We start from the raw sequence: 21143 nt of genomic DNA, 5'->3' as shown, positions 1-21143 counted from the left end.
TCCCGGATACCCAGTCTCGTCAGCCGTTGCACGACGTGCAGCAGTTGCACGATCCCCGCAACATCCCGATCAACAAGGTCGGGGTAAAGGACATCTCCTACCCGGTCGTGGTCATGGACAAGAACCGGAAGTTCCAGCAGACCGTGGCCCGGATCAACATGTACGTGGACCTGCCCCATCACTTCAAGGGGACCCACATGAGCCGGTTCGTCGAGCTCCTGAACGCTCACCGCGAGGAGATCGCCCTGGACAAGCTGGAGACCATTCTGGGCGAGATGAAGAAGAAGCTCGGAGCGTCCAGTGCCCACCTGGAGATGGAGTTTCCGTACTTCATCGAGAAACGGGCGCCGGTCTCCAAGGCCAAGGGGCTTATGGAGTATACCTGTGAGTTCAACGCTTCCCTTGCGGAGAGCTTCGACTTCGTCCTCGGCATCAGGATACCGGTCACCTCGCTCTGCCCCTGCAGCAAGGAGCTTTCCCAGTATGGTGCCCACAACCAGCGCTCCATCATCACCATCCGGGTCCGCTACCGGGAGTTCGTCTGGATCGAGGACCTGGTGGCGCAGGTGGAGGAGTGCGGCTCCAGTCCGGTCTATTCTCTGCTGAAGCGGGTTGACGAGAAGTTCGTCACTGAGCGGGCCTATGAGAACCCGAAATTTGTGGAGGACATTGTCCGTGAAGTGACCCAGCGGCTCCTGGCCATGGACAACATTACCTGGTTCAGCGTGGAGGCCGAGAACTTCGAGTCGATCCACAAGCATTCGGCCTATGCCGCGATCGAACGGGATAAAAGAAGGAGCGAGGTTCGAGGATAAAGGACCGAGGATAAAGGGGCCGACGAGCATACTGGAATTCCTTTATCCAACTCCTTGCCCTTGTGGATAAGTCTGTTGAAAACTCCTGAAATTGTGGATAACGCTAAATTTTTCATTTTCATTGGAATGGTGGTTTTACAATCGTGTTACACAACAGCGCCCTGATCGTTTTTGCCAAACATCCCACCCCGGGTCGGGTAAAGACCCGGCTGACCCCTCCCCTCACGCCGGAAGAGGCGACCGAACTCTACCGCTGTATGCTCCTGGACACCCTGGCCAAGGTGCGTTCACTCCTGCAGGTGCAACGTTTTCTTTTTTTTCAGGATGAACCGGCGGCGTTCCCGTATTTTCAGGGAATTGCCTCCGACTTTGTGTTGTTGCCCCAGCAAGGGGGCGATCTGGGGGCAAGGATGGCCGGTGCGTTTCGCGAGGTCCTGTCCCGCGGGCACCAACGGGTGGTCATTGTCGGGACTGATGCGCCGGACCTGCCGGTGGACTATCTGCACCAGGCGTTCCGGGCATTGGCTGAGGAGTCGGTGGATGTGGTGTTTGGCCCCAGCTGTGATGGCGGCTACTACCTGCTGGGCCTGAAAGCGCTGCCCGACAGTCTGTTTGGGGGGATTGCCTGGAGCACCGGTACCGTACTGGCGGAGAGTCTGGCACGGGCCGGTGCAGCGGGTCTGCGGGTGCGGCTGCTGCCCGAGTGGCATGATGTGGATACCCCGGCAGACCTGCAGCGGACTGGGTTGGTGCAGGCCGGGAATTGTGCCCCATTGACGCGTGAGTTTGTTCAACGGCTCAGGTTTCCAGGACGCCAACGGCACTCTTTTCCACGATGTCCTCTATGAAGGGCTGGATGCGGTTCCTCCCGGGATCACCATCATCGTGGTGAGCCGGGAGGCGCCACCGGCACGCTTTGCCCGATTGCAGGCAAATGGCAGGATTGAGCTGCTTGGGTGGGAGCAGGTGCGGTTCACGCTCGAAGAGGCGATGGAATTCGTCAAGGCGAGATCGGCCGATGGAGTTGCTGCGGTTGAGTTGTATCAACAGGCCGGAGAGTGGCAGAAGCGGAACTGTTCTGGGAGCTCGGGAGGGATGAAGAGGCCGTGGCCGCATTGGCAAAAGGATGACATTGCCAGTCGGAGGAGCCTGATCTCCTCGTGAAATTTTCGCGGATCTCCGAACAACTCAAGAGGATCTCCGAATGCCTGCAAAGGGTCTATTAAGGCGCCGGAATCGTTTCACCGAATAAACTGCACTGTTGCCGGAAACCCGCTTATAGCAAGTAAAGGTTCAAATTCATGGCGGTCGGAGGTGAGCATAACCGCATCTTCACGCACAGCGAGCACAACAGCAAAACAGTCGGCAAGGGAGATGCGGCCTCGTGCCTTCAGGCTGCCTGCGGCCTTCCAGAACTCCGCATCCATATCGTTCCTGATTACCAGACCGGCTTTATCCAGGTTGGCAAGTAGTTTTTCTGCCGGTTCAAGGCCATAGCAGCGAAGGCAGTCATAATACACTTCACAGATGTTGACGGCGTGAACGAGGCACGTATTACCCCCTGATTCCAGCGCCTGCCGTACCATAACCGCTCCATCCCCATTCTTTATGAGAGCAAGGATGGCGCAGGCATCCAGAACATATCTCATCGCTTAAACTTCCTCTCCTCAAGTTCGATTTCACTCTGCTTTATCCTGGCAAAATCATTGCTTGATGACATCAACGGATAAGCACCGATTATTGCGTCCAGGGCCGTCTTTCTCTGCTCCGCAGGAGAAACCCGATCTGAGGCAACCTGCAACGGGAATGGCAGCCCCTTGCGGTTGCGCACCGCGGCAAAGAATATCTTGATCGCTTCGCTGGTTGTCAGTCCCAACGTGTGAAAAATGGTTTCGACGTCGGATTTCAGTTGGTCGTCGATTCTCATGCTAATGGTTGCGTTCTTCGGCATGGTGAACCTCCTTGTTCATTTAGAGAGGAATTGTACTGCAAAAGTCACACATTAACAAGATAAGGATGCTGTTTGCCGTGGGAACTGTATGCTACCACCAGATCATCAACCAGAGCAGCTGGGGAGAGAGTGTGACACTGGAAGGTGGCTATGCGCCGGGCTTCACTGTCAGGACCGGGGCAAGCCGGGGGATAGGTGCGCTGATCATCACCTGCGGCACACTGGTGGCTGAAGAGGCCTATGAGGCGGCCGTTTCTTTTGAAAAGCTACTTCAACACCTCCACCTCATACCCCACCCCCTCCAAGTGCCCGATAACATCCTGGATATGATCGTACCCCCGGGTCTCCAGCTCCACCAGTACCTCGGTCTTGCCGATGGGGAGAGACTTTGAGCGGCGGTCGTGATTGATGATGGAGATGTTGGCACGGGCAGTGGCGATCTCTGCCGTCAGTCTGGCCAGGGAGCCGGGGGCATCGTCCAGTTCCACCTTCAGCTTCAGGTAGCGGCCGGCGGCCAAGAGACCCCGTTCCACCACGACGGAGATGGTCTTCACGTCGATGTTTCCGCCCGAGAGGAGGCAGACCGTCTTCCCGGAAAGGTTTGAGGCAGCCCCGCTCATGATTGCGGCCAGCGGCACGGCACCGGCCCCTTCCACCAGCAGCTTGGTCCGCTCCAGAAGCCCGACGATGGCCAGGGCGATATCCTCTTCCCCCACCAGCACCACGTCATCCACCAACTGCTGGACGATCGGGAAGGTGTTCGCTCCGGCCCGCTTGACGGCGATGCCGTCTGCCAGGCTGACCGTGAGCGGAGTTTCCACGATCCTTCCCGTTTTCAACGCCAGGCTCATCGACGGCGCCGCTGCGGCCTCCACACCGATGATCCTGACGCCGGGATTGGTCTCCTTGATGGCGGTTGCCACGCCGGCGATCAGTCCTCCTCCGCCGATCGGCACCAGCAGGTTGGCCAGATCGGGAATCTCCTCCAATAACTCCAGGCCGATGGTCCCCTGGCCGGCCATGACCAGCGGGTCGTCGAACGGGTGGACGAACAGGGCGCCGCTCTCGCGGCCGGCCTGAACCGCGGCGGCGTAGGCTTCGTCGAAGTTCCTGCCGGTCAGGACCACGTCGGCGCCGTAGTCCCGGGTGGCAAAGACCTTCTGGGGCGGGGTGGTCTCCGGCATGTAAACCGTGGCCCGCACCCCCAGCAGGTCGGCGGAAAAGGCAACCCCCTGGGCGTGGTTGCCGGCTGAGGCGGTGATGACCCCGCCGGCCAGGGCTTCCTTGGACTGGGCGGTCATGAAGTTCATGGCGCCTCGGATTTTAAAGGAGCCGGTGCGCTGCAGATTCTCGCACTTGAAATAAAGCGGGATACCCAGATGATCGCTGAAGTGGTGGGAGTGGATCAGTTCGGTGCGGCGCACCCGCTTCTTCAGGCGGTATTCGGCCTCATGGATGAGGCTGTAGGTAAGCGATGTCTGATCGGTCATGGGGATTTAGTGGCTGTGGCCGTGCTGGTGGTCATGGCGGCAGCCGCCGCCGTGGGGGTGATGGTCGTGGGGATGATCGTGGCCATGTCCCGCCCGGGGACGGTGGCGCATCTCCTTGATGACCGGGCCTTCGACGCACATGGTGCACTCCACCTGCAGGGTGGTGTGGGAGATATGGTATTGCTCGAACAGGAGTTCCTCTATGCGGCGCAGTACCCCGGCCTGTTCACCCTTGAACTCGGGCTTCACGTCCACATGGGCGGAGAGGGCGAGGATATGGGAGCAGATGGCCCACAGGTTCAGGTGGTGGACATCGTTCACCCCCTCCACACTCCTGATGGTATCGGCAACGATGGTGCCGGACATTCCCCGCGGCACCCCTTCCAGGAGAATATGGGCCGAATCGCGGATGACCCGCCAGGCCCCCCAGAAGATGACGCAGCCGATCCCGACGGAAATGACTGCATCCAGCACATACCAGTGGGTATAGTACATTACCACCCCGCCGATGATGACGCCGACCGAGGCGGCTGCATCTCCCAGTACGTGGAGGAAGGCGCTGTGTACGTTCAGGTCGTCGTGGGAGTGCTGATGCAGGGCGCCGGCGGCGATCAGGTTCATAACCAGGCCGATCAGGGCGATGACGAACATGGGAACGCTCTTCACCTCCTGGGGGGCGCCGAAGCGGCCCCATGCCTCGTAAAAGATGCCGATGGCGATGAGGAAGACCGACGCGCCGTTGATGAACGAGGCAAAGACCTCGGCCCGGTGCCAGCCGAAGGTCCGGGTATCGCTGGTTGGAAAAGAGGCGAGCTTGATGGCGCCGAGCGACAGGAGCAGGGCGAACAGGTCGAGAAAGACGTGGGCTGCATCGGAGAGCAACGCCAGGGAGTTGGTCCAGATGCCGCCGATCACCTCGGCCACCAGGGTCAGGGCGGTCAGGACGATGGCCCAGGTGAAGCGGCCGGCAATGCTCTTGTCCAGATGTTGGTCAGCGTGCATAAGGTCAGGCACGAGGTACGAGGATCAAGGCGCGAGGAGATCGAGTTACCCCATGCCTTATCTTCGTGCTGCTCGCCTCCGGTTAGAAATCAATGGCCGCTTTCAGGGTATAGATCGGTCGTACTGCATATTCGATCTCGCCGGTTACCTTGATGAACGGCAAGATGGTGATCTTGGCGCCGACAAAGCCGCGGGGGAGCCAGACTTTCTCCTCAGAGAGGGACTTGCCCCCGTTTACCGCCGGTGAGAAAGTTGCCAGGTTTCCCTCCGCTTTGCTGTCCACCCAGACCAGACCGGCGCCGGCATAGGGGGTGATGATGGCGAACCCCTTACTGATATTGGCGTCGATGCCGATGGTCTGCAGATCCAGGTCGTTTACCCCGGCCAGTTTCGTATAGCTGGCCCGAACGCCGAGGGCCGGGGTCACCGCGGTTCCCTCCAGGATTGCCTTGCTCACCTCGAAGCCATAGATCTTTACGTTGCTGTCCGGGACGTAGCTGTACATTGCCCCTACGTCAATGCCGAACGGGAGCCCCTTGCGCGCCCGCAGGCTGGGAATATAGAGGTACGATGGGGCATCGTTGCCCAGGGCGGCCTTCCAGTACTGACTATCGCTCTTGATGTCGATGATGGAGACTTCCGCCCCCAGGTCGAAACCGGTGATGCCGAGCGATGCGGCCGGAGCCGCGTTACGGTACGCCAGGGCCGCGCCTGCCTCTTTGCTCAACTCCTTGAACTGGCTCTGGACGAGGCCGGAAGAGAAGCGGATATCACGGGCGCCGGCGACCGAGGCGGCCAGAAGAGTGCCACCGATGATGAGGCTGGAAAGCATACGTTTCATAATTAAATCCTCCTGCTGCGATTGAAATGACGAAGACAGTGTGAAGGAAGTGTACCAGAGCATTCCCGGACGGTCAACGTCGGAGGGCCTTGCCAGGGGCCGCGCTCCTTGCATTTTCCGGGTTCTGCTGGTATTGTTTGGGCACATTAACCTGGAGGTGTATTCCATGTCGTCCCACTATCGGCTTCTCATTCTCGGCTCCGGCCCTGCCGGCTATACGGCAGCCATTTACGCGGCCCGTGCCAACCTGCAGCCAGCCCTGATCACCGGCCTTGAGCAGGGTGGCCAGCTGATGACCACCACCGATGTGGACAACTGGCCCGGCGATGTGGACGGTGTGCTGGGACCGGAACTGATGGACCGGATGCGGCGCCATGCCGAGCGTTTCAATACCCGGATCATCAACGACTATATCAGCAAGGCGGACCTGCAGCAGCGTCCCTTCGTCCTTACCGGCGAGTCAGGGACCTACACCTGCGACGCCCTGATTGTCGCCACCGGCGCCACGGCCAGGTACCTGGGGCTGCCATCCGAGGAGCGGTTCAAAGGGAAGGGAGTGTCCGCCTGTGCCACCTGCGACGGTTTTTTCTACCGGGGCAAGCCGGTGGCGGTCATCGGTGGAGGGAACACGGCGGTGGAGGAGGCGCTCTATCTCTCCAACATCGCCAGCCACGTGACGGTGGTGCACCGCCGCGACCGGTTCCGCTCCGAGAAGATGCTGGCCGACAAGCTGATCGAAAAAACCCGGGGCGGCAACGTCACCATCGAGTGGAACCATGTCCTGGGCGAGGTCCTGGGGGACGACGGCGGCGTGACCGGCATCCGCATCCGCCATACCAGCGGTTCCACCAAGGATATCCCGGTCCATGGCTGCTTTGTTGCCATTGGCCATCAGCCGAACACCCATCTGTTCGAGGGACAGCTGGAGATGGACAACGGTTACATCCGGACTCAATTAGGGTGCGAAGGGTTCTCCATGGGGACCAGTATCCCCGGGGTTTTTGCCGCCGGCGATGTGCAGGACCAGATCTACAAGCAGGCGATCACCTCGGCCGGCGCCGGCTGCATGGCAGCCCTGGATGCGGACCGGTATCTGGAAAGCGTAAAAAGCGGTGACTCGTGACTGGGAAAACCTTGAACTTTGAACCTTGAACTTCACGAGGCGGCCGTGCGCATTGACGATGAACTCCCCGCCAGGGGGATCGAGAAGAAAGGGAAGGGAGTGCCGGCCCGCAAAGCGGGGTCCGTGGTCACGACCCTTTTTGGCCGTACCCTGCAGCGGCAGGAAGATGCCCTGGACGATTACCAGAAGGAGCTCAAGGAGCTGAAGCGGGAGATCGACCGGGTCGGCGATGCCCTGGACCGGGACCCGACCATGGCCAACTTCAAGGCTTTCCGAGGGCTTCTTTCCCAACTTTCCCGCAAGGTTTTGTCCAACGCCTACAAGCTTGAACTGGTGAGCGGTCCGTCCAGTCCCCGCGTGCACGAGATCGTTGCCACGATCGACCGGGAGGCGGATGAGCTCTACCGCCTGATCATGGCCGAGCAGAAAGACCACATGAAGATCACCGACAAGATCATGGAGCTGAAAGGGCTGGTGATCAACTTCTTCCTGTAGGGGCGGGCTTGAAACCTGCCCCTTTTTTGTGCCAAGGAGACCGATAGATGCTTGCCAAGGTTCTCAGCTCCGCCCTGCACGGCATTGATGCCATTACCGTCGCCGTTGAGGTGGATATCGCCCAGGGGCTTCCCCAGTTTGCCACGGTAGGGCTGCCGGACGGGGCGGTGAAGGAGAGTAAGGACCGGGTCAAAGCGGCACTGAAGAACAGCGGCTACGATTTTCCGGCACGGAGGATAACGGTCAATCTGGCGCCAGCCGACATCAGAAAGGAAGGCGCGTCTTTCGACCTTCCGATTGCCATCGGTATCCTGGCGGCAACCGGGGTAGTAAAGGAGGGGCGCCTGGGTGACTATCTCCTGGTCGGGGAACTTTCCCTGGACGGGAGTATCAAGCCGGTGCGCGGCTGCCTGCCGGTCGCGGTAGCCGCCAGGCAAAAGGGGTATGCCGGTGTCATCCTGGCACGTGATAACGCTTCCGAGAGTGCCGTGGTCGAAGGAATAGTCGTCATCGGCGTCAGCGAACTGGCCGAGGTGGTACAGTTCCTGAATGGTGAGCTGGAGATCGAACCGCACCGGGTGGACGTGCAGGAGCTGTTTCGCCAGGAATCGGTCTATCACGAGGATTTTGCCGAGGTCAGGGGACAGGAGCACGCCAAACGGGCACTGGAGGTGGCCGCTTCCGGAGCGCATAATCTCCTGATGATCGGTCCGCCCGGTTCGGGCAAGACCATGCTGGCCCGCAGGATTCCGACCATTCTGCCGAAGATGTCGTTTGCCGAGGCGATCGAAACCACCAAGCTGTACAGTATCATGGGGCTCCTGGACCGGGAGCGGGCGCTGATCGCCCAGAGACCGTTCAGAAGGCCCCATCACACCATCTCCGACATCGGATTGATCGGTGGCGGCAATACGCCGAAACCGGGCGAAGTCTCCCTTGCCAACCACGGCTTGCTTTTTCTGGACGAGATGCCCGAGTTCAAGAAAAGCGTTCTCGAAGTGCTCCGGCAGCCGATGGAAGATGGCCGGGTGACCATATCCAGGGCGCTCACCTCCATTACTTATCCCGCCCAGTTCATGCTGGTGGCGGCATTGAACCCCTGTCCCTGTGGCTACAGCGGTGATCCGGCCCATACCTGCTCCTGCACGCCACGGGAGATCCACCGTTACCGCACCCGCCTTTCGGGACCACTTTTGGACAGGATCGATATTCATATTGAAGTGCCGGCGGTCAAATATCGCGAACTGGTCGACAGGCAGGAGGGGGAAAGCTCCGCGGCTATTGCTGCCCGGGTCGAACGATCCCGTGTCATACAGCGGGAGCGGTTCAGCGGTACCAAAGTCCACAGCAACGCCCAGATGCCCCCCCGCTTCATCCGCAAATTCTGCGAGCTCGATGCCGCCGGCAACCGGATGCTGGAGATGGTTACCGACCGTCTCGGCCTCTCCGCCCGTTCCTACACCCGTATCCTCAAGGTTGCCCGCACCATTGCCGACCTGGACGGTGCCGAAAACATCCGCGAGCAGCACCTGGCCGAGGCGATCCAATACCGGAGCCTGGATCGGAAGACGGTCTGAAACCCGTATCCCACGGTCATGTCCTACTGCATATCGAACCCTCCTGCATGTGGGGGTAAGTCGTGTGATATCTGCCTTGTTGTCGGGATGTTACAATATTTTGGCAAGTTAACTGTCGCGTGTAGGTTGATCTCCCCTACTGAGAATGTCCATATTGTCCAATACATAAAAAAGAAAAAAACTGACTGTCAAGAAAGCCCACACGTAGTGGCCGTTTCTGAACACGGCCACCTATTCCACACAACAGCTCATCCGACCGATATCCCGCCGGAAGGCCTGGGCTGCCATCTTTATCCCTTCACAGTAGGTGGGGAAGATGTGGGTCGTCTCGATCAGGTCGTCGATGGTGAGCCCGAACCGGATCGCCAGGGTGGCCTCGTGGATCATCTCCGCCGCATGTGGGGCGAGGATATGGACCCCCATGACCTTCCCCGTCTCGTGGTGGGCCACCATCTTCACCAGTCCCCTCGTGTCGTTCACGGCAAGGGCCTTCGGCACCTGGCTCAGTTGAACGGTCCGGCAATTACAGGTGCCGTAGCGGGCCATGTACTGGGCCTCCGTGAGCCCCACCCCGGCCACCTCCGGATCGGTGAATATGGCGAAGGGGATGGAGCCTAAGTCCATCGTCTTTCGTGCCCCCGTGAAGGCGTTTTCCACCGCCATCTTCCCCTCCCTGGCAGCGACGGTCTCCAGGCAAATGTGGCAGACCACGTCGCCGGCGGCCCAGATATGGGGGATGTTCGTCTGGAGATGCTCATTCACCTTGATGTTGCAACCCTTCTCGGTCTCGATGCCGATTCCCTCCAGGTTCAGCCCTTCAATGTTGCCGATAACGCCGGTAGCCACCAGGATATCTTCCCCTTGGACCGTCATTTCCTTGCCGTCCGTCTCGACGACAACCTCCTTGAACGCGCCATTCCTGCGCACCCTGCGGATATTGACCCCCGTGTGGAAATCAATCCCTTCGGCTTCCAGGTAACCGCACAGGGCTTCACATATCTCCGGCTCGGACATGGCGGCGATCCTCCTCGCCACCTCGACGACCTTCACCTTAGTGCCGAAGCGGGCAAATATCTGAGCGAACTCCAGCCCCAGCGGACCTCCACCCAGGACCACCAGGGAGGAGGGGAGCCTTTGTAACGACAGCACCTCCCGGTTTGTTACGTAGCCTGTCTCCGCAAGCCCCTCGATGGGGTAGACCCTGGTCCGACAGCCGGTGGCGATAAGGATATGTTCTCCCTCGATTTCCCTGCTTCCTGCCCGGACGATCCGCTCGGATGCAAAGGAACCTTTCCCGTCGATCCATGTAACATGTTTGAACCCCGTCAGGACATCCTGATAGTTCCTCCGACGGGCTTCCGTAATAAGGAGGTCCTTGTCCGCCATGGCCTTCCCGAAGTCGAAGGCGGGCGGGATGGATGTGATGGAGGCGAAGCGGGGATTGCGGATTGCGTGCAGTTCTCCGGCTACGGCCAGAAGGTGCTTGGTGGGCATGCACCCCACGTTCACGCAGGTCCCCCCCATGGGAAGACCGTCGTTGATGATTACCGTCCTGATGCCGAGGCGGTCCGCCTCCGTCGCCGCCGCAAAGGCTGTAGCGCCTCCTCCCAGAATAATCAGATCGTACCGTTCCATGCTCTCCTCCTTTTCTCTCCGGCAGGCTACCGGAGGAAATCTTCAAAGATCATCCTGCCATGACGCAACGCTTCGTCGAGCGTGTAGGTCTCGCCGTTCGCCAGTTTGGGGTTCTGCTCTTGCCATCTCGCCAGATGTTCCACGGAGCAGAAGAAGTTGATGTATGGGCAGCAGGTTTCGGCCGTGCAGCCGCATCGTTCCCGTTCGCTCACAAACTCCAGCATCCCTTTCGGCTTGCGGGAATCGATCGTGCCGTTTTTCACGGCCACCTCCGTTTCCCCTTCGCACCAAGGGCACCGGGAGAGGATAATGATCGGCTCGTTCAGCATGAAGTGGATACCGAAGGCGTCCGTGGCGCAGAGGGCGTGCACCCGGCGGCCATTGGCGAAAACAACCCGGTGGCGCGTTTCCTGGGCCGAGAAGGGATAGGCGGAGACGATATCTCCCTCTTTTCTCGTCAGGATATCTGCCAGTTCAAGTTTTTCTACGGTGCGGTTAACGAATTCCATTGAAGCGAGGCCCATCTCCTCCCCGATCTCTCGCAGGGAAGGGGCCTTGCCGGTACCTGCAAGCTTCCGCAGGATAAATTTCCTGATTTCGTCTTCTACGGGGTCGAGCTTTGCCGCCGCTCTCCTCCCACGTACCGATTCACCGATCCGCTCAATAAGTCCGGCCAAGACTTCCTCCTCTTTCGTCATGTCGGGCGAAGTTATTCTGCGTACTCCCCGGCGCGGGGATCACCGCGTCTGCTTTCTCTCGATGACTTTCCCCGTATACGTGCCTGCCTTCTGCACCGCTTGCTCAAGCGCCTTGTCGGTCACCGCTTCGTCTACGGCAAGCCGGGCCTTCTTATCATCGAAGGAGACCTTGACACTCTTGACCCCCGCGACCTTTTCCAGCGACTTCCTGATCGCCAGCGGGCAAAGCTCGCAGGTCATCCCCTTGATATCCATCACCACCTGCTGCGCCGCCAGGACGTACCCGGCCGTCAGAAGCAGAACCGCAACCACTACCGTTCCAATTACCCTTTTCATAATCTCGTTTCTCCTTTTCAGCTATAGAGGCATAGTATGATCGTCTTGGAAAAAGCCGCCAGAAGGACCACCACCAGGCCAATCCAGAATATCCAGCGGGAGATGCGCCTGATGCGGACATCCGCAGGACAGGCACAGTCTGATTTTTTCAGGTAGAGCTTCCAGAATGAATAGCCGACCATAACGCCCGCCAGCCCGAGGAAGTAGGGGCGAAACTGCTCCATGAACGACAGCTTCCCGAGAAAGGCGAAGGAAGCACCGAAGAGCACGAAGATCACGGGACCGATGCAGCACGTTGCCGCCAGAAGGGCCGCCGCCATTGCCCCGAGGCTTGTCACGGTTTCCTTTTTCATCTCAGATATCCTCCCTTGCTTGTTCAACGTCATTTACAGCAGCCACCCGGACCGCAGCATTCCTTGTCATCACCTTTCGATTTCGGAGCGCTCGCCTCGACGCCGAACCGGGCATAGGCCGCCTGGACGACACCTTCGACCGTTCCGAGACAGCAGCTCCCCAGCGGGTTTTTTGTCTCGCAGGAGCACCCCTCCTCCGCCATCCTTCGCCTGATGTCGGCAACGACCGTGCTCTTCCCGGTCCGTTCAACTTCGTCGAAGATTTCTTCCATGCTATGGCCGAAGCAGTAGCAGACCGGTCTCGGGGGAGAGGACTCTTTCACTCCGACCCGTACCATCAGGTCTGCCCTGGAAAAGGTCCGGCTACTCTCTTCCGTGAAGTAGACTGTTTCACACCCCATTGAGCCGCAAAAATAGTAGCGGCTGTCGCCGATCAACACCTGCTTTTCTGGCCGAAGCAGGGAGCGGAGGGTGGTTTCCTTGACCTGTTTCCCGCTCATGCCACATTCAGGGCAGAAGATTTCATTCATCACTTTGACTCCTTTGGGCTTCAAGATGCGAGAATTGATGGGAGAAGGAGGGGGAAATCCCCCTCCTTCCGGACATCACGGCAACGGCTGACCAAGCCCGGCCGCTCTCAGGGTCGCCTCATCGGGTCCCCCTTTGGCGCAGCAGGCAGCAAGCCTGCCGTCGATGGTAACGGCCGGGACCGACCGGACACCGAGGCTTTTCGCCCGTTTTGCGACTTCGGGGTCCTTCATGTCGAGGATGGTCACCTCGCAGGATGGGCAGGCGGTCCTCTTCACGAGGTTCACCGTCTCATCGCACGCTGGGCAGCCGGCGCTGAAGACGTCGATTTTTCTCTTGGCGTTCATGATATCACCTCCTTTCCGTGTAACTATTTGACTCCCCCATTCCATGAGGCACAGGCAGGGCAAGAGCCGCTTCCCTCCTTGCGTAGCGGCCAGGAGTTCCAGAGCGAGGCAGACGTCAGCAGGGCAATCCCCGCATACAAGGCTGCTTCGGAAGCGAAGAGGAACTTCCCGATGAGCAGAATGAGGGCCGCAACGGTCCCCATGGTGAGCGGTCCGTATCCGCGCCTGTTCTTCGCCCGCAGGCCCAGAGACACGACTGCCGGGATGAGGAACAGGGCGGTCAGGGGGAGCAGATAAAGGCTGTAGTTGACAAAGCCCAGGCCCAGTGAGCTGAAGACCCCCGCATAGGCGGGCCAGCAGGCGGGGCAGGTAAGCTTCGGAAGAAGCGCCAAGCCTATCCCCGGAAGCATGGCCACTGTCCCGCGCCAGCCGGTCCTGCCGGCATCCGTTGTTGCGGAACCCGCTGCCTCTTCCTTTGCCGGTAAATGTTCACTCCTCGGCATCGTCTTCCTCCTTGGCCTCCAGCGCCTCCAGAATCGGGCATTCTCCGGCAGAGCCGCTTCCGCTGCATGACGCGGCCAACTCTGCCAGCACCTCCCTCATTCTCTGAAGGGTGCGGATCTTGCCCTCGATATCGGCGATCTTCTCCTCCGCCCGCATCTTTACGTCGCCGCAGGTGGTGTCGGGGCCAACCCTGAGGGCGAGAAGCCCGGCAATCTCCCTGAGGGTGAAACCGAGACCCTGCGCCTTCCTGACAAACCGGACACGGGCAACCGTCTCCTCCGGGTATTGCCGGTACCCCGACTCCCGGCGCGGCGGCGGAGGGATCAGCCCCTGCCGCTCGTAGTAGCGGACCGTCTCTATCTTCACTCCAGCCTGTTGTGCCACTTGACCGATGGTCAGCCCTTTCATACACACCTCCCTGACAGAAAGATAAACCCTGTACCAAGGTATAGGGTCAAGAGAAATTTGTAATCAGGTTTTTCCCTTGATACGGCACCCTATAAAATATGTTTTTTACCAACCGGTTGGTTTAATGGGCGGATAAAAGACGATGTCAAAGGGTGAAGCGACAAGGGAAAAAAATCTGGAAACGGCGGCCTAGCTTATCCACCGCAGGGGATTCGGGGCCACCAGTATCAATTACCTCATTACCAAAAAGTCCGAAAAAATGCGGCGTGATTTGATGAGAACAGCGGCGGGTCGTTTTTCAATATCGCCGCCACCGAAGTATGCCGCTTGAATTCGTTGGCCAGGAACAGCCGAACTTCTTTCCGGTCCCATCCATGGGGATGACGAAAGGCGGTGTAGAGTGAAAGATCCCCATCGTAGAACGGCTCGGTTTCATGCCGGGCAGCTTCGTCACCGGCTATGGGCATATTGAAGATCGCCAGGTTCATGAAGCCGATCGCCTCCCGGTGGCGGACGACAAACTCCAGGGTCCGCCTGGCTTCGGTCAGCGTTTCGGCCGGTGTGCCGAAGAGCAGGTAGAGATAGACCGCTATTCCCGCCCGCTGCAGGTTCGTCAGTATCCGCGACGCCTGACCGAGGTCGATTCCCTTTTGGAGCTGGTCCAGCACCCCCTGGTCGCCAGATTCAAGCCCCAGTTTCAGCATCACACATCCCGAGCGCCTGAGTGCAAGGCAGAAATCTGCATCCGCTAACTCCTCCTCGAATCTGGCGAACCCGTACCATGGTGCCGGTGGCGGGTCTGCTGCCAGCGCCCGCATCAGTGCCGGACTGATGGCGTTGTCCAGCAGGTGGATGAGAACCGGCCTGGTCCGTGCGGTCAATTCGTGCAGGTCGGCCAGGGCACGTTGCACCGGGACCGGCCGGTAGCGGTTCCCCTCCGCCAGTTCGGGGCAAAAGGAGCAACGGTTCCAGTAGCAACCACTGGCGCTGCTGTAGGGAAGAATGAATCCCGGTGACAGGTACTCGTGATGGGGCAGGACGCTGTAGTCCGGCGTAACGTGACGGTCGGGCAGACCGTCAACCCCGAACAGTGAGAGCAGTGGGCGTTCACCGGGACCGGCAACCAGTTGGTCGACAAGATTGCCAAACGGGTTCTGCCAGCCGGGCCGCTGCAGCCAGGAGGTTGCCAGCCCGCCGCCAAGAGAGATGCGTAATGCAGGGAACTCGCTTCTGATAAAACCGATCATGGCGAATGTGCAGAGCGCCTGGCTCAGGTAGTTCAGGGAAAATCCCACCACGCGGACCGGTGCATGGGTGGCATCAGCCAGAATGTGCCGCAATCGTGCGCTGAACCAGCGGAAAAAGGGGTTCTGTTCCGGGTGCTGTGCCGCTTTAACAAGATCGCTGCTGCGCAGGGGCGAGAGTTTTTCATGCTGATAATCGGCCAGCCCGAGGGTTGTTCCACTTCCACGGGCGGCGACGGCCAGGACGCGATTGACCTCCCTGACGGCCCGGCTGTAGCGGTCAGGTGAGCGATAGGTCTCACGGTCGTATAGTGCGGCAAGGTTGCGTGCGAGGTTTTTTCCGGCCCTGCGGGTCCAGGTGTCATTTGCTGGCAGCGGCTGTTTCATGAGCCAGAGCTGGCCTTCGAGGTTGGCGTCCAGCACCCGGCAGGGAATGCCGTGAGCGTGCAGTGCAGATGCAAGTCTGGCTATGCCGGCCGGCGGCTCGCATGCTTTGGCAATGGGGGGGAAGATGAGCAGCATGGCGGCATTATGCGCCATGCGTGCCGTTCGATCAAGCGCATTCCCGGCGCAGGAAAGGGCCTCGGGACATCGTCCCAAGGCCCTTCCGACCATCTAAAACGACAGTTTCTACTCAGTTATGACCGGCCTGCCGTCAGACTCGATGGCCACACTGGCCTTCAGGTAGCGTGCCGGGATTCCCTTTTCCTTGAGGATGTCGAAGGCCATTTCAGCCCTGGTGCCGGTAGAGCAGTGGATGATGAGCGGCTTCCCGGAAGGTATCTCCGCGAAACGCCGGGCCATCTCTTCGGCCGGGATGTTCAGCGCTTTGGGGAGATGCCCCTTGGCGAACTCTTCACTGCTGCGGGCGTCGACGATGAGGGCCGACCCTTTTGATACCGCGGCTTCGAATTCCTTGATGCCGATTTCGCCGGCCCCGAGCTTGCGGACGTAGGTGATCGTCGTCGCTGCCGGCCCCTTTGCCAGTTCGTTGCCTGCTGCCTGCCAGGTCGCGGTTCCGCCGGGGAAGACGGTTGCATTTGTGTATCCCCAGTCGCGCATCTGTTCCAGGGCCGCGCTGAGTTCTGCGTCCTGCTCGCAATAGAAGACAATCGGGGCACCCTTGTAGGCCGGGAACTGCTGTTCGCTTGCCGCCAGTTTGGCCGAAGGTATATTGACCGCCCCGGGGATATGGCCTTTCTGTACGGCAGCCGGATTGCGGAGGTCGATGAGGACGATATTGCCCGATTTCACGAAGCCCGGGCTGGACTCGGTGGCTCGCTCGGATTTTCTCCACCCCGGCTCACCCTCGGGAAAGACCCGTACATCCTGGAAACCTAACTTTCTGGCCAGGGCCGCCGATTTCGGGCTGAGCACGCAGGAGAGACCGCCGCAATAGAACACCAGGGTCTTGTTCCTGTCGGTCGGCAATAGTTTTTCGCCATTCTTCTCCAGTTCGTTGAATGGGATGGAGATGGCTGACGGCAGATGCCCTTCGTTGAATTTTCCCGCCGGCCGGGAGTCGATCAGCAGGTAGTTGCCGGCGGCAGGTCCTCTGCGGATCAGTGCATCCAGCTCTGCCGCCTGGATGCGCTTCACCCCTTCCGGCAGTGGCGCAATGAATTTGCTGATGCTCCTGGCCCGGTTCTCCGCGCCGTTGCCGCTGTAATCGACCGTGATCACCTCATCGGGAAGAATGTCCGTTGCCGACGCTGCGTTCTTGAACTGGGTATCCTTGTCATACTTGAAGACGACAACCCCCTTCTGTTCCACCTCTACGGCAATGGTTCGGGATGATTTGGAAACGGCCTTGACCTTTCCCTTCAACTCTTCGGCTGCGGCAGCATTCACTGCCAGGGTGAGCATGGTGCCGATTGCAATCAATGTAACCGCTTTTTTCGCCTTGGACACGCGTCCTCCTACTTGTGTTGACATGAATGGGATATGCCGGTTCCCACCCGAAAGCCCCGGATGGGAACCGGCGGTATGATTACCACTCCTCTTTCTGCTTGTTCACCAGTTTTTCAAAATAGATCTCGGCGTTGGTAAGTTTCCGGATCTCTTCATCCGTATACCCCAACTCCTTGAAGTTCAGTACACCATTGACCGCATGGCAGTTGGTGCAGGTGAGTGCCTTGGTCCTGGTCGTCAGATGGTTGCTGCCGAAATAGACCGTCTGCCAGCCGGGAACGGGGTCATAGCTGGTTATGCCGAGGGTTTTGGCCGCGGAGGCAATGCCGGCCAGCGTGTCGCCGGTGGCCATGGGGGGGGCGAAGTCCATGGACAGCAGGTTGCCGGTTTTCTTGTCAAAAAAGGCCTTACCCTGGAAAATCTTGAACGGGTAGATCTTGCTGGCCTTATCGCCGCGGTTCCCCTTGGGGCCGATGAAGTGGGGGGTATTGACGACCGTCTTGTTGTACCACGCATAGACCGGCACAGTCTCATTGGCCTCCTTGCGCAGGGTGGTCGGCTCGAAGAACTTGTCCGGCCCTTGCTCCCACTTGGTAAAATCCTTGGCCATGGCGCCGCCGGTGCGGGGAATGTGGCAGGTCTGGCAGGCGATGCGCGCCGTGTGGCGGTTGTAATCGGCGTCCTTGTGGGGGGCTTCGCCGTGACAATCCAGACAGGAGAGGCGCAGACCGTCATTGGCCCAGTTGTTCGGGTCGTAGCCGGTCGGTATCCTGTGGCCATTTGTCTTGTGGCAGTCCACGCAGACCATCCCCTTGGCCGCGTGCAGGTCGGTATCCTTGGTAAAGGCGAAGCCGCGCTTGATGAGCACCCCTCCGCCGGCCGACTCGTGGCAGACCATGCAGTTTTTCACCGTCGGCTTACCGATGGCGAGCGCCGCCTTGGTGCTCCTATCCTGTCCCATGACTACCCGCCCCTGGTCGTCCTTGAACGGTTTTCGCTGCCGGAAGTCGTAATCGGTCGAATGGCAGACCAGGCAGTCTACGGATTTTTCCGCTTCCGGGCCAGTGCTGCCGACATCACTCAGGTGATTACCGGGATGGCACGTGTTGCAGCCGGAAAACTTGGACTTGCCGGCGGCATTCTTGGGGATTTCCTTCAGGTTGTTGACGATATCGTTCCCATTGCACATGGTGTAGATACGGTTCAGCATGCCGTATTCCCTGTTCGGGTCGATACCTTCAACGTTGTCGATTTTCGAGGAGTGTTTCCAGTGAACGGTGGAGAGGAACTCCTTGGCCTTGCCGGTGTGGCACTGCTCACAGGTTTCCGGACCCTTGTAGCCGCTCTTCGCAATTTCCTCCTTGCCGGGGTGCTCCTTGGGAGCGGCCAGGGCCGAGGTCGCCAGTAATCCCACGGCAAGGCAGGTAATGGTTGCTGCTAACCGTTTCATAAGAATCCTTTCTTGGAACAATTTTATATATTGATATTGCTATAATTGGATGTCTGCCGCCAAAAAGAAGCCCCCGGGTGGTTCCCGGGAGCTCCCGTTGGTATCAACAGCCGGCGGTTTTACGGAACAGCTTGCTGTTATTCTTGCCGTCGATCGGTTCGAACTTGCAGCGGATTTCGTCGCCTTCGACAATCCGGTGGTCCTTGAACTTGTCGAGGGTCAGGTCGTCGGTGACGATGATTACCACCGACTCTCCGCTCTTGTTGTCCTTGAGGGTTACGGTTGCCGTTTTGGCGTCCTTGCCGGCAATCTCGATCTTTGTTATCACGCCGACCATCTTGATCTCTTCGGCGGAGGCCTGACTGCTTATGGAGAAGATTCCCAAGGCTACCAGGGTTACCAGAACCAATATTGATACCAGTCTTTTCATGATTCAACTCCTTCTGTTAGTGTTGCTTAATTCTACCAAGTGCAATCGAAACTGCAAGCAGGCTTTTCGTCCTAGAACTTGACCTCGAAGGTGCCATAGATGTTCTGGGCGCTCTTGAGCGGTGCGAGCAGTTGCATCTCGGCACCGGTCAGGTCGGATATCCTCTGGGGTGCGCCGACCCAGTTGTTGCTGCCGGTGTACTCGAAATCGTAGTACTGGTAGCCGACCCGGAAAAAGGTCTTGGATAGATACGAAGAGATCGGTTTCAGGTTCAGTTCCTGGATGATGTACCCTTCGTATACATTGCCGCGGGTCCCGACTTTGCTGGTCCAGATGTCGTCGGCAGCCGGAGCGAAGGTTATCCAGTTCCTGGAGCCGTGGTTGTATTCGAAGCCGAGTTTGGTCTTGGTCGGCAGGTCATAGCGGGCACCCACATAGGCGGCCCAGCCGGTCTTGTCGGTCGGGGCTTCGGGATTGAAGAACCGGCCGGTCATGAGCCCCTGGAAGCCGGCATTGGCCGAAACGTTGTCGTTCGGGTGGGTGAGGCTCAGCCCGAACTCGGTAAAGAAGTTCAGGGTTCCCGGCCCGACGTTTTTCAGGGTGCTCATGACTCCGGTGCCGAACCAGTCGATATCCCCCAACTGTACGGCCGGCGCCGTGTTGCCGAAATAGGTGTTGTTCATGACCGGAAAGTCGAAGATATTGTAGCCGTGGTTCCACTGCAGATGAATCCGGAGAGGATCGGTATCGATGGGGATGACTGCAACGCCGAGCATGTCAGTGTCGCGTAGCGTGTTCCCAACCGGTTGCGAGATCCCGGCCTCGAAGCCACGGCCGTAGCAGATCTTGGCGTAGGCGCCGGGAAGGGCATCGATATCAGGAGCCCAACCGAGGGTCATGCCGTCAAAGGCATAATCCACCAGCAGTGACGGGGTGCCGCCGTTGCCGGGTCGTTCGTTGTTCAGCCGCAGGTTGCTCGGAACACCGTTGGTGGAGGGACGTCGGCCGACGGAGATCCAAACCGGCTCACCGGCGATGTTGGCCCAGGTGGCATAGGCCCGGTCGACCCCGAGAAAGTCGCTGGACGGGACATGGCCGATGGTACCGTCGAAGACGCCGACCCGGTCGGCGAAGAACGGCGTCCCGCCACTGCCGGTGACGGCGCTGTCGTTGTCGGAGCCGAAGGTCTTGTACATGAGGAGGCGGACGTTAACCGTCACATCCTGGGTGGCCTTGGCGTGGAGATCGAGGCCGAGCCGGTTGGTGTAGAGGGTGTCGTTGCTCGGTTTGGCGGCCGGTATCGACTTGGCAAAGCCTTGCAGCGCTCCCAGCATGGTCGCGTTGTTGCCGAGGAACGTCTGCGCCCCGCTGACGGTTGATACCTGCTTCATGCTGTTGGCGAAGTTCAAGAAGGCGGCTACCTGTGGACCGGCAGCGACGGGCGAGGCTATGAAACTGTTGTTCATCTGCTGCTGGGCGTTGTTGAAGGTGGCATTCACGTCAACATACGGCTTTGACTCCCCCCGCAGGCTGTCCACCCGAAACCGGTAATCGCCGCCAATGGTCAGCCATTTGCCGAGGGACTTGTCTTCGGTTTTCTTCACCTGTTGTTTCAGGACATCGATCTCTTTCGACAGGGAATCGATCTTCTTCTCCAGATCCTGATCGGCTGCCAGGGCGGCAGCCGGCATGACCAGTCCGGCCAGCAGTGCACCTGTTAGAAATTGTTTTCCTGTTTTTTTCATGGGATCTCCTTAGATTGGGTTTTTAGCTAAAATTGGCTAAGGCTAATCTGCTTCACTGGCTTTAAGTTGTATCACCTTCTTTCCTTATTAGGATGTAGTGGTGTAACTCATTAAAATTGCAACTGTATCCAATAATATAGAATCAGCAATATCTGGGCCAACGTGTGCAGATTCTTATTTATGCTGGGTTTGTGCGGAAAAGCGTGTAGTGGATGAGAAAAATTTCACTGTGATTTGGCGTAGAATAAGTCAAATACCTG

24 protein-coding genes are annotated in these 21143 nt (G+C 59.0%); 6 read left to right on the top strand and 18 right to left on the bottom strand.

Annotated features, from left to right (window positions below):
• Window positions 1-26 precede the first annotated feature (26 nt).
• The 3 genes from folE2 to JN12_RS00855 all read left to right on the top strand — a co-directional run bounded on the left by folE2 (window position 27) and on the right by JN12_RS00855 (window position 1979).
• A complete protein-coding gene (gene folE2, locus JN12_RS00865; RefSeq protein ID WP_145017376.1) occupies window positions 27-815 on the top strand; it encodes a GTP cyclohydrolase FolE2 in 789 nt (262 codons plus the stop codon).
• Between the two features lie 143 nt (window positions 816-958).
• Entirely contained in the window at window positions 959-1663 is a 705-nt protein-coding gene (locus tag JN12_RS00860) for a TIGR04282 family arsenosugar biosynthesis glycosyltransferase (protein WP_246125688.1), read from the top strand.
• Window positions 1602-1979: a hypothetical protein gene (locus JN12_RS00855; RefSeq protein ID WP_145017122.1), complete on the top strand. Its 378-nt coding sequence runs from the start codon at window positions 1602-1604 to the stop codon at window positions 1977-1979. Before JN12_RS00860 ends, JN12_RS00855 begins: the two co-directional genes overlap by 62 nt.
• Window positions 1980-2056: 77 nt before the next feature.
• On the opposite strand, the gene JN12_RS00850 is transcribed toward JN12_RS00855, so the two are convergent.
• The 5 genes from JN12_RS00850 to JN12_RS00830 form a co-directional block, all read right to left on the bottom strand.
• Window positions 2057-2464, bottom strand: a complete 408-nt coding sequence (locus tag JN12_RS00850) for a type II toxin-antitoxin system VapC family toxin (protein ID WP_145017120.1) — start codon at window positions 2462-2464, stop codon at window positions 2057-2059.
• Window positions 2461-2766: a type II toxin-antitoxin system RelB/DinJ family antitoxin gene (locus tag JN12_RS00845; protein WP_145017119.1), complete on the bottom strand. Its 306-nt coding sequence runs from the start codon at window positions 2764-2766 to the stop codon at window positions 2461-2463. Before JN12_RS00845 ends, JN12_RS00850 begins: the two co-directional genes overlap by 4 nt.
• Window positions 2767-3032: 266 nt before the next feature.
• A complete protein-coding gene (gene ilvA, locus JN12_RS00840; protein WP_145017116.1) occupies window positions 3033-4256 on the bottom strand; it encodes a threonine ammonia-lyase in 1224 nt (407 codons plus the stop codon).
• Between the two features lie 6 nt (window positions 4257-4262).
• On the bottom strand, window positions 4263-5258 hold the full coding sequence (locus JN12_RS00835; protein ID WP_145017114.1) for a cation diffusion facilitator family transporter: 996 nt from the start codon (window positions 5256-5258) through the stop codon (window positions 4263-4265).
• 82 nt (window positions 5259-5340) lie between these two features.
• Complete coding sequence (locus JN12_RS00830; RefSeq protein WP_145017112.1) at window positions 5341-6099, bottom strand: hypothetical protein; 759 nt, start codon at window positions 6097-6099, stop codon at window positions 5341-5343.
• 166 nt (window positions 6100-6265) lie between these two features.
• Here JN12_RS00830 and trxB point away from each other — a divergent pair, with 166 nt between their 5' ends.
• The 3 genes from trxB to JN12_RS00815 are packed head-to-tail and all read left to right on the top strand — an operon-like array spanning window position 6266 to window position 9294.
• A complete protein-coding gene (trxB, locus tag JN12_RS00825) occupies window positions 6266-7222 on the top strand; it encodes a thioredoxin-disulfide reductase (RefSeq protein WP_145017110.1) in 957 nt (318 codons plus the stop codon).
• 45 nt (window positions 7223-7267) lie between these two features.
• Window positions 7268-7717, top strand: a complete 450-nt coding sequence (locus JN12_RS00820; RefSeq protein WP_145017108.1) for a YaaR family protein — start codon at window positions 7268-7270, stop codon at window positions 7715-7717.
• Between the two features lie 47 nt (window positions 7718-7764).
• Window positions 7765-9294, top strand: a complete 1530-nt coding sequence (locus tag JN12_RS00815; protein ID WP_145017106.1) for a YifB family Mg chelatase-like AAA ATPase — start codon at window positions 7765-7767, stop codon at window positions 9292-9294.
• A 231-nt stretch (window positions 9295-9525) separates the two neighbouring features.
• Here JN12_RS00815 and merA read toward each other — a convergent pair whose 3' ends face one another.
• The 13 genes from merA to JN12_RS00750 form a co-directional block, all read right to left on the bottom strand.
• The gene (gene merA / locus JN12_RS00810; protein ID WP_145017104.1) at window positions 9526-10929 is read right to left on the bottom strand and encodes a mercury(II) reductase; all 1404 of its coding nucleotides are present in this window, start codon (window positions 10927-10929) and stop codon (window positions 9526-9528) included.
• A 26-nt stretch (window positions 10930-10955) separates the two neighbouring features.
• Window positions 10956-11606: an alkylmercury lyase family protein gene (merB, locus tag JN12_RS00805; RefSeq protein ID WP_170241804.1), complete on the bottom strand. Its 651-nt coding sequence runs from the start codon at window positions 11604-11606 to the stop codon at window positions 10956-10958.
• A 60-nt stretch (window positions 11607-11666) separates the two neighbouring features.
• Window positions 11667-11963, bottom strand: a complete 297-nt coding sequence (locus tag JN12_RS00800; RefSeq protein ID WP_145017100.1) for a heavy-metal-associated domain-containing protein — start codon at window positions 11961-11963, stop codon at window positions 11667-11669.
• Window positions 11964-11980: 17 nt separating this feature from the next.
• Window positions 11981-12316: a mercuric transporter MerT family protein gene (locus JN12_RS00795; RefSeq protein WP_170241803.1), complete on the bottom strand. Its 336-nt coding sequence runs from the start codon at window positions 12314-12316 to the stop codon at window positions 11981-11983.
• 29 nt (window positions 12317-12345) lie between these two features.
• Entirely contained in the window at window positions 12346-12846 is a 501-nt protein-coding gene (locus JN12_RS00790; protein ID WP_145017096.1) for a putative iron-sulfur cluster-binding metallochaperone, read from the bottom strand.
• A gap of 75 nt (window positions 12847-12921) precedes the next feature.
• Window positions 12922-13191 carry a glutaredoxin family protein gene (locus tag JN12_RS00785; RefSeq protein ID WP_145017094.1) on the bottom strand — a complete coding sequence of 90 codons (270 nt, stop codon included), beginning with the start codon at window positions 13189-13191 and terminating at the stop codon, window positions 12922-12924.
• 23 nt (window positions 13192-13214) lie between these two features.
• Window positions 13215-13694 (bottom strand): MerC family mercury resistance protein, encoded by a 480-nt coding sequence (locus JN12_RS00780; RefSeq protein ID WP_145017092.1) that lies wholly within the window; start codon window positions 13692-13694, stop codon window positions 13215-13217.
• Window positions 13681-14103 carry a heavy metal-responsive transcriptional regulator gene (locus JN12_RS00775; RefSeq protein WP_145017090.1) on the bottom strand — a complete coding sequence of 141 codons (423 nt, stop codon included), beginning with the start codon at window positions 14101-14103 and terminating at the stop codon, window positions 13681-13683. Before JN12_RS00775 ends, JN12_RS00780 begins: the two co-directional genes overlap by 14 nt.
• 239 nt (window positions 14104-14342) lie before the next feature.
• The gene (locus JN12_RS00770) at window positions 14343-15869 is read right to left on the bottom strand and encodes a radical SAM protein (RefSeq protein WP_145017374.1); all 1527 of its coding nucleotides are present in this window, start codon (window positions 15867-15869) and stop codon (window positions 14343-14345) included.
• A gap of 108 nt (window positions 15870-15977) precedes the next feature.
• Window positions 15978-17258 carry a rhodanese-like domain-containing protein gene (locus JN12_RS00765; protein ID WP_246125685.1) on the bottom strand — a complete coding sequence of 427 codons (1281 nt, stop codon included), beginning with the start codon at window positions 17256-17258 and terminating at the stop codon, window positions 15978-15980.
• A gap of 79 nt (window positions 17259-17337) precedes the next feature.
• Window positions 17338-18708 carry a multiheme c-type cytochrome gene (locus JN12_RS00760; protein WP_145017088.1) on the bottom strand — a complete coding sequence of 457 codons (1371 nt, stop codon included), beginning with the start codon at window positions 18706-18708 and terminating at the stop codon, window positions 17338-17340.
• 103 nt (window positions 18709-18811) lie between these two features.
• Window positions 18812-19138, bottom strand: a complete 327-nt coding sequence (locus JN12_RS00755; RefSeq protein WP_145017086.1) for a hypothetical protein — start codon at window positions 19136-19138, stop codon at window positions 18812-18814.
• A gap of 71 nt (window positions 19139-19209) precedes the next feature.
• A complete protein-coding gene (locus JN12_RS00750) occupies window positions 19210-20883 on the bottom strand; it encodes a DUF3373 domain-containing protein (protein ID WP_145017084.1) in 1674 nt (557 codons plus the stop codon).
• Window positions 20884-21143 lie beyond the last annotated feature (260 nt).

This window comes from Geobacter argillaceus, from assembly GCF_007830735.1.
Lineage (GTDB): Bacteria > Desulfobacterota > Desulfuromonadia > Geobacterales > DSM-12255 > Geomobilibacter > Geomobilibacter argillaceus.
This window is presented reverse-complemented; position numbering and strand designations above follow the sequence as displayed.

What these genes read in the sequence shown, in the direction of transcription:
- JN12_RS00850 (WP_145017120.1), bottom strand. Translation starts at nt 2,464, where the DNA reads ATGAGATATGTTCTGGATGCCTGCGCCATCCTTGCTCTCATAAAGAAT.
- JN12_RS00845 (WP_145017119.1), bottom strand. Translation starts at nt 2,766, where the DNA reads ATGCCGAAGAACGCAACCATTAGCATGAGAATCGACGACCAACTGAAA.
- ilvA (WP_145017116.1), bottom strand. Translation starts at nt 4,256, where the DNA reads ATGACCGATCAGACATCGCTTACCTACAGCCTCATCCATGAGGCCGAA.
- JN12_RS00835 (WP_145017114.1), bottom strand. Translation starts at nt 5,258, where the DNA reads ATGCACGCTGACCAACATCTGGACAAGAGCATTGCCGGCCGCTTCACC.
- JN12_RS00830 (WP_145017112.1), bottom strand. Translation starts at nt 6,099, where the DNA reads ATGAAACGTATGCTTTCCAGCCTCATCATCGGTGGCACTCTTCTGGCC.
- trxB (WP_145017110.1), top strand. Translation starts at nt 6,266, where the DNA reads ATGTCGTCCCACTATCGGCTTCTCATTCTCGGCTCCGGCCCTGCCGGC.
- JN12_RS00815 (WP_145017106.1), top strand. Translation starts at nt 7,765, where the DNA reads ATGCTTGCCAAGGTTCTCAGCTCCGCCCTGCACGGCATTGATGCCATT.
- merA (WP_145017104.1), bottom strand. Translation starts at nt 10,929, where the DNA reads ATGGAACGGTACGATCTGATTATTCTGGGAGGAGGCGCTACAGCCTTT.
- JN12_RS00800 (WP_145017100.1), bottom strand. Translation starts at nt 11,963, where the DNA reads ATGAAAAGGGTAATTGGAACGGTAGTGGTTGCGGTTCTGCTTCTGACG.
- JN12_RS00795 (WP_170241803.1), bottom strand. Translation starts at nt 12,316, where the DNA reads ATGAAAAAGGAAACCGTGACAAGCCTCGGGGCAATGGCGGCGGCCCTT.
- JN12_RS00790 (WP_145017096.1), bottom strand. Translation starts at nt 12,846, where the DNA reads ATGAATGAAATCTTCTGCCCTGAATGTGGCATGAGCGGGAAACAGGTC.
- JN12_RS00785 (WP_145017094.1), bottom strand. Translation starts at nt 13,191, where the DNA reads ATGAACGCCAAGAGAAAAATCGACGTCTTCAGCGCCGGCTGCCCAGCG.
- JN12_RS00780 (WP_145017092.1), bottom strand. Translation starts at nt 13,694, where the DNA reads ATGCCGAGGAGTGAACATTTACCGGCAAAGGAAGAGGCAGCGGGTTCC.
- JN12_RS00775 (WP_145017090.1), bottom strand. Translation starts at nt 14,103, where the DNA reads ATGAAAGGGCTGACCATCGGTCAAGTGGCACAACAGGCTGGAGTGAAG.
- JN12_RS00770 (WP_145017374.1), bottom strand. Translation starts at nt 15,869, where the DNA reads ATGCTGCTCATCTTCCCCCCCATTGCCAAAGCATGCGAGCCGCCGGCC.
- JN12_RS00760 (WP_145017088.1), bottom strand. Translation starts at nt 18,708, where the DNA reads ATGAAACGGTTAGCAGCAACCATTACCTGCCTTGCCGTGGGATTACTG.
- JN12_RS00755 (WP_145017086.1), bottom strand. Translation starts at nt 19,138, where the DNA reads ATGAAAAGACTGGTATCAATATTGGTTCTGGTAACCCTGGTAGCCTTG.
- JN12_RS00750 (WP_145017084.1), bottom strand. Translation starts at nt 20,883, where the DNA reads ATGAAAAAAACAGGAAAACAATTTCTAACAGGTGCACTGCTGGCCGGA.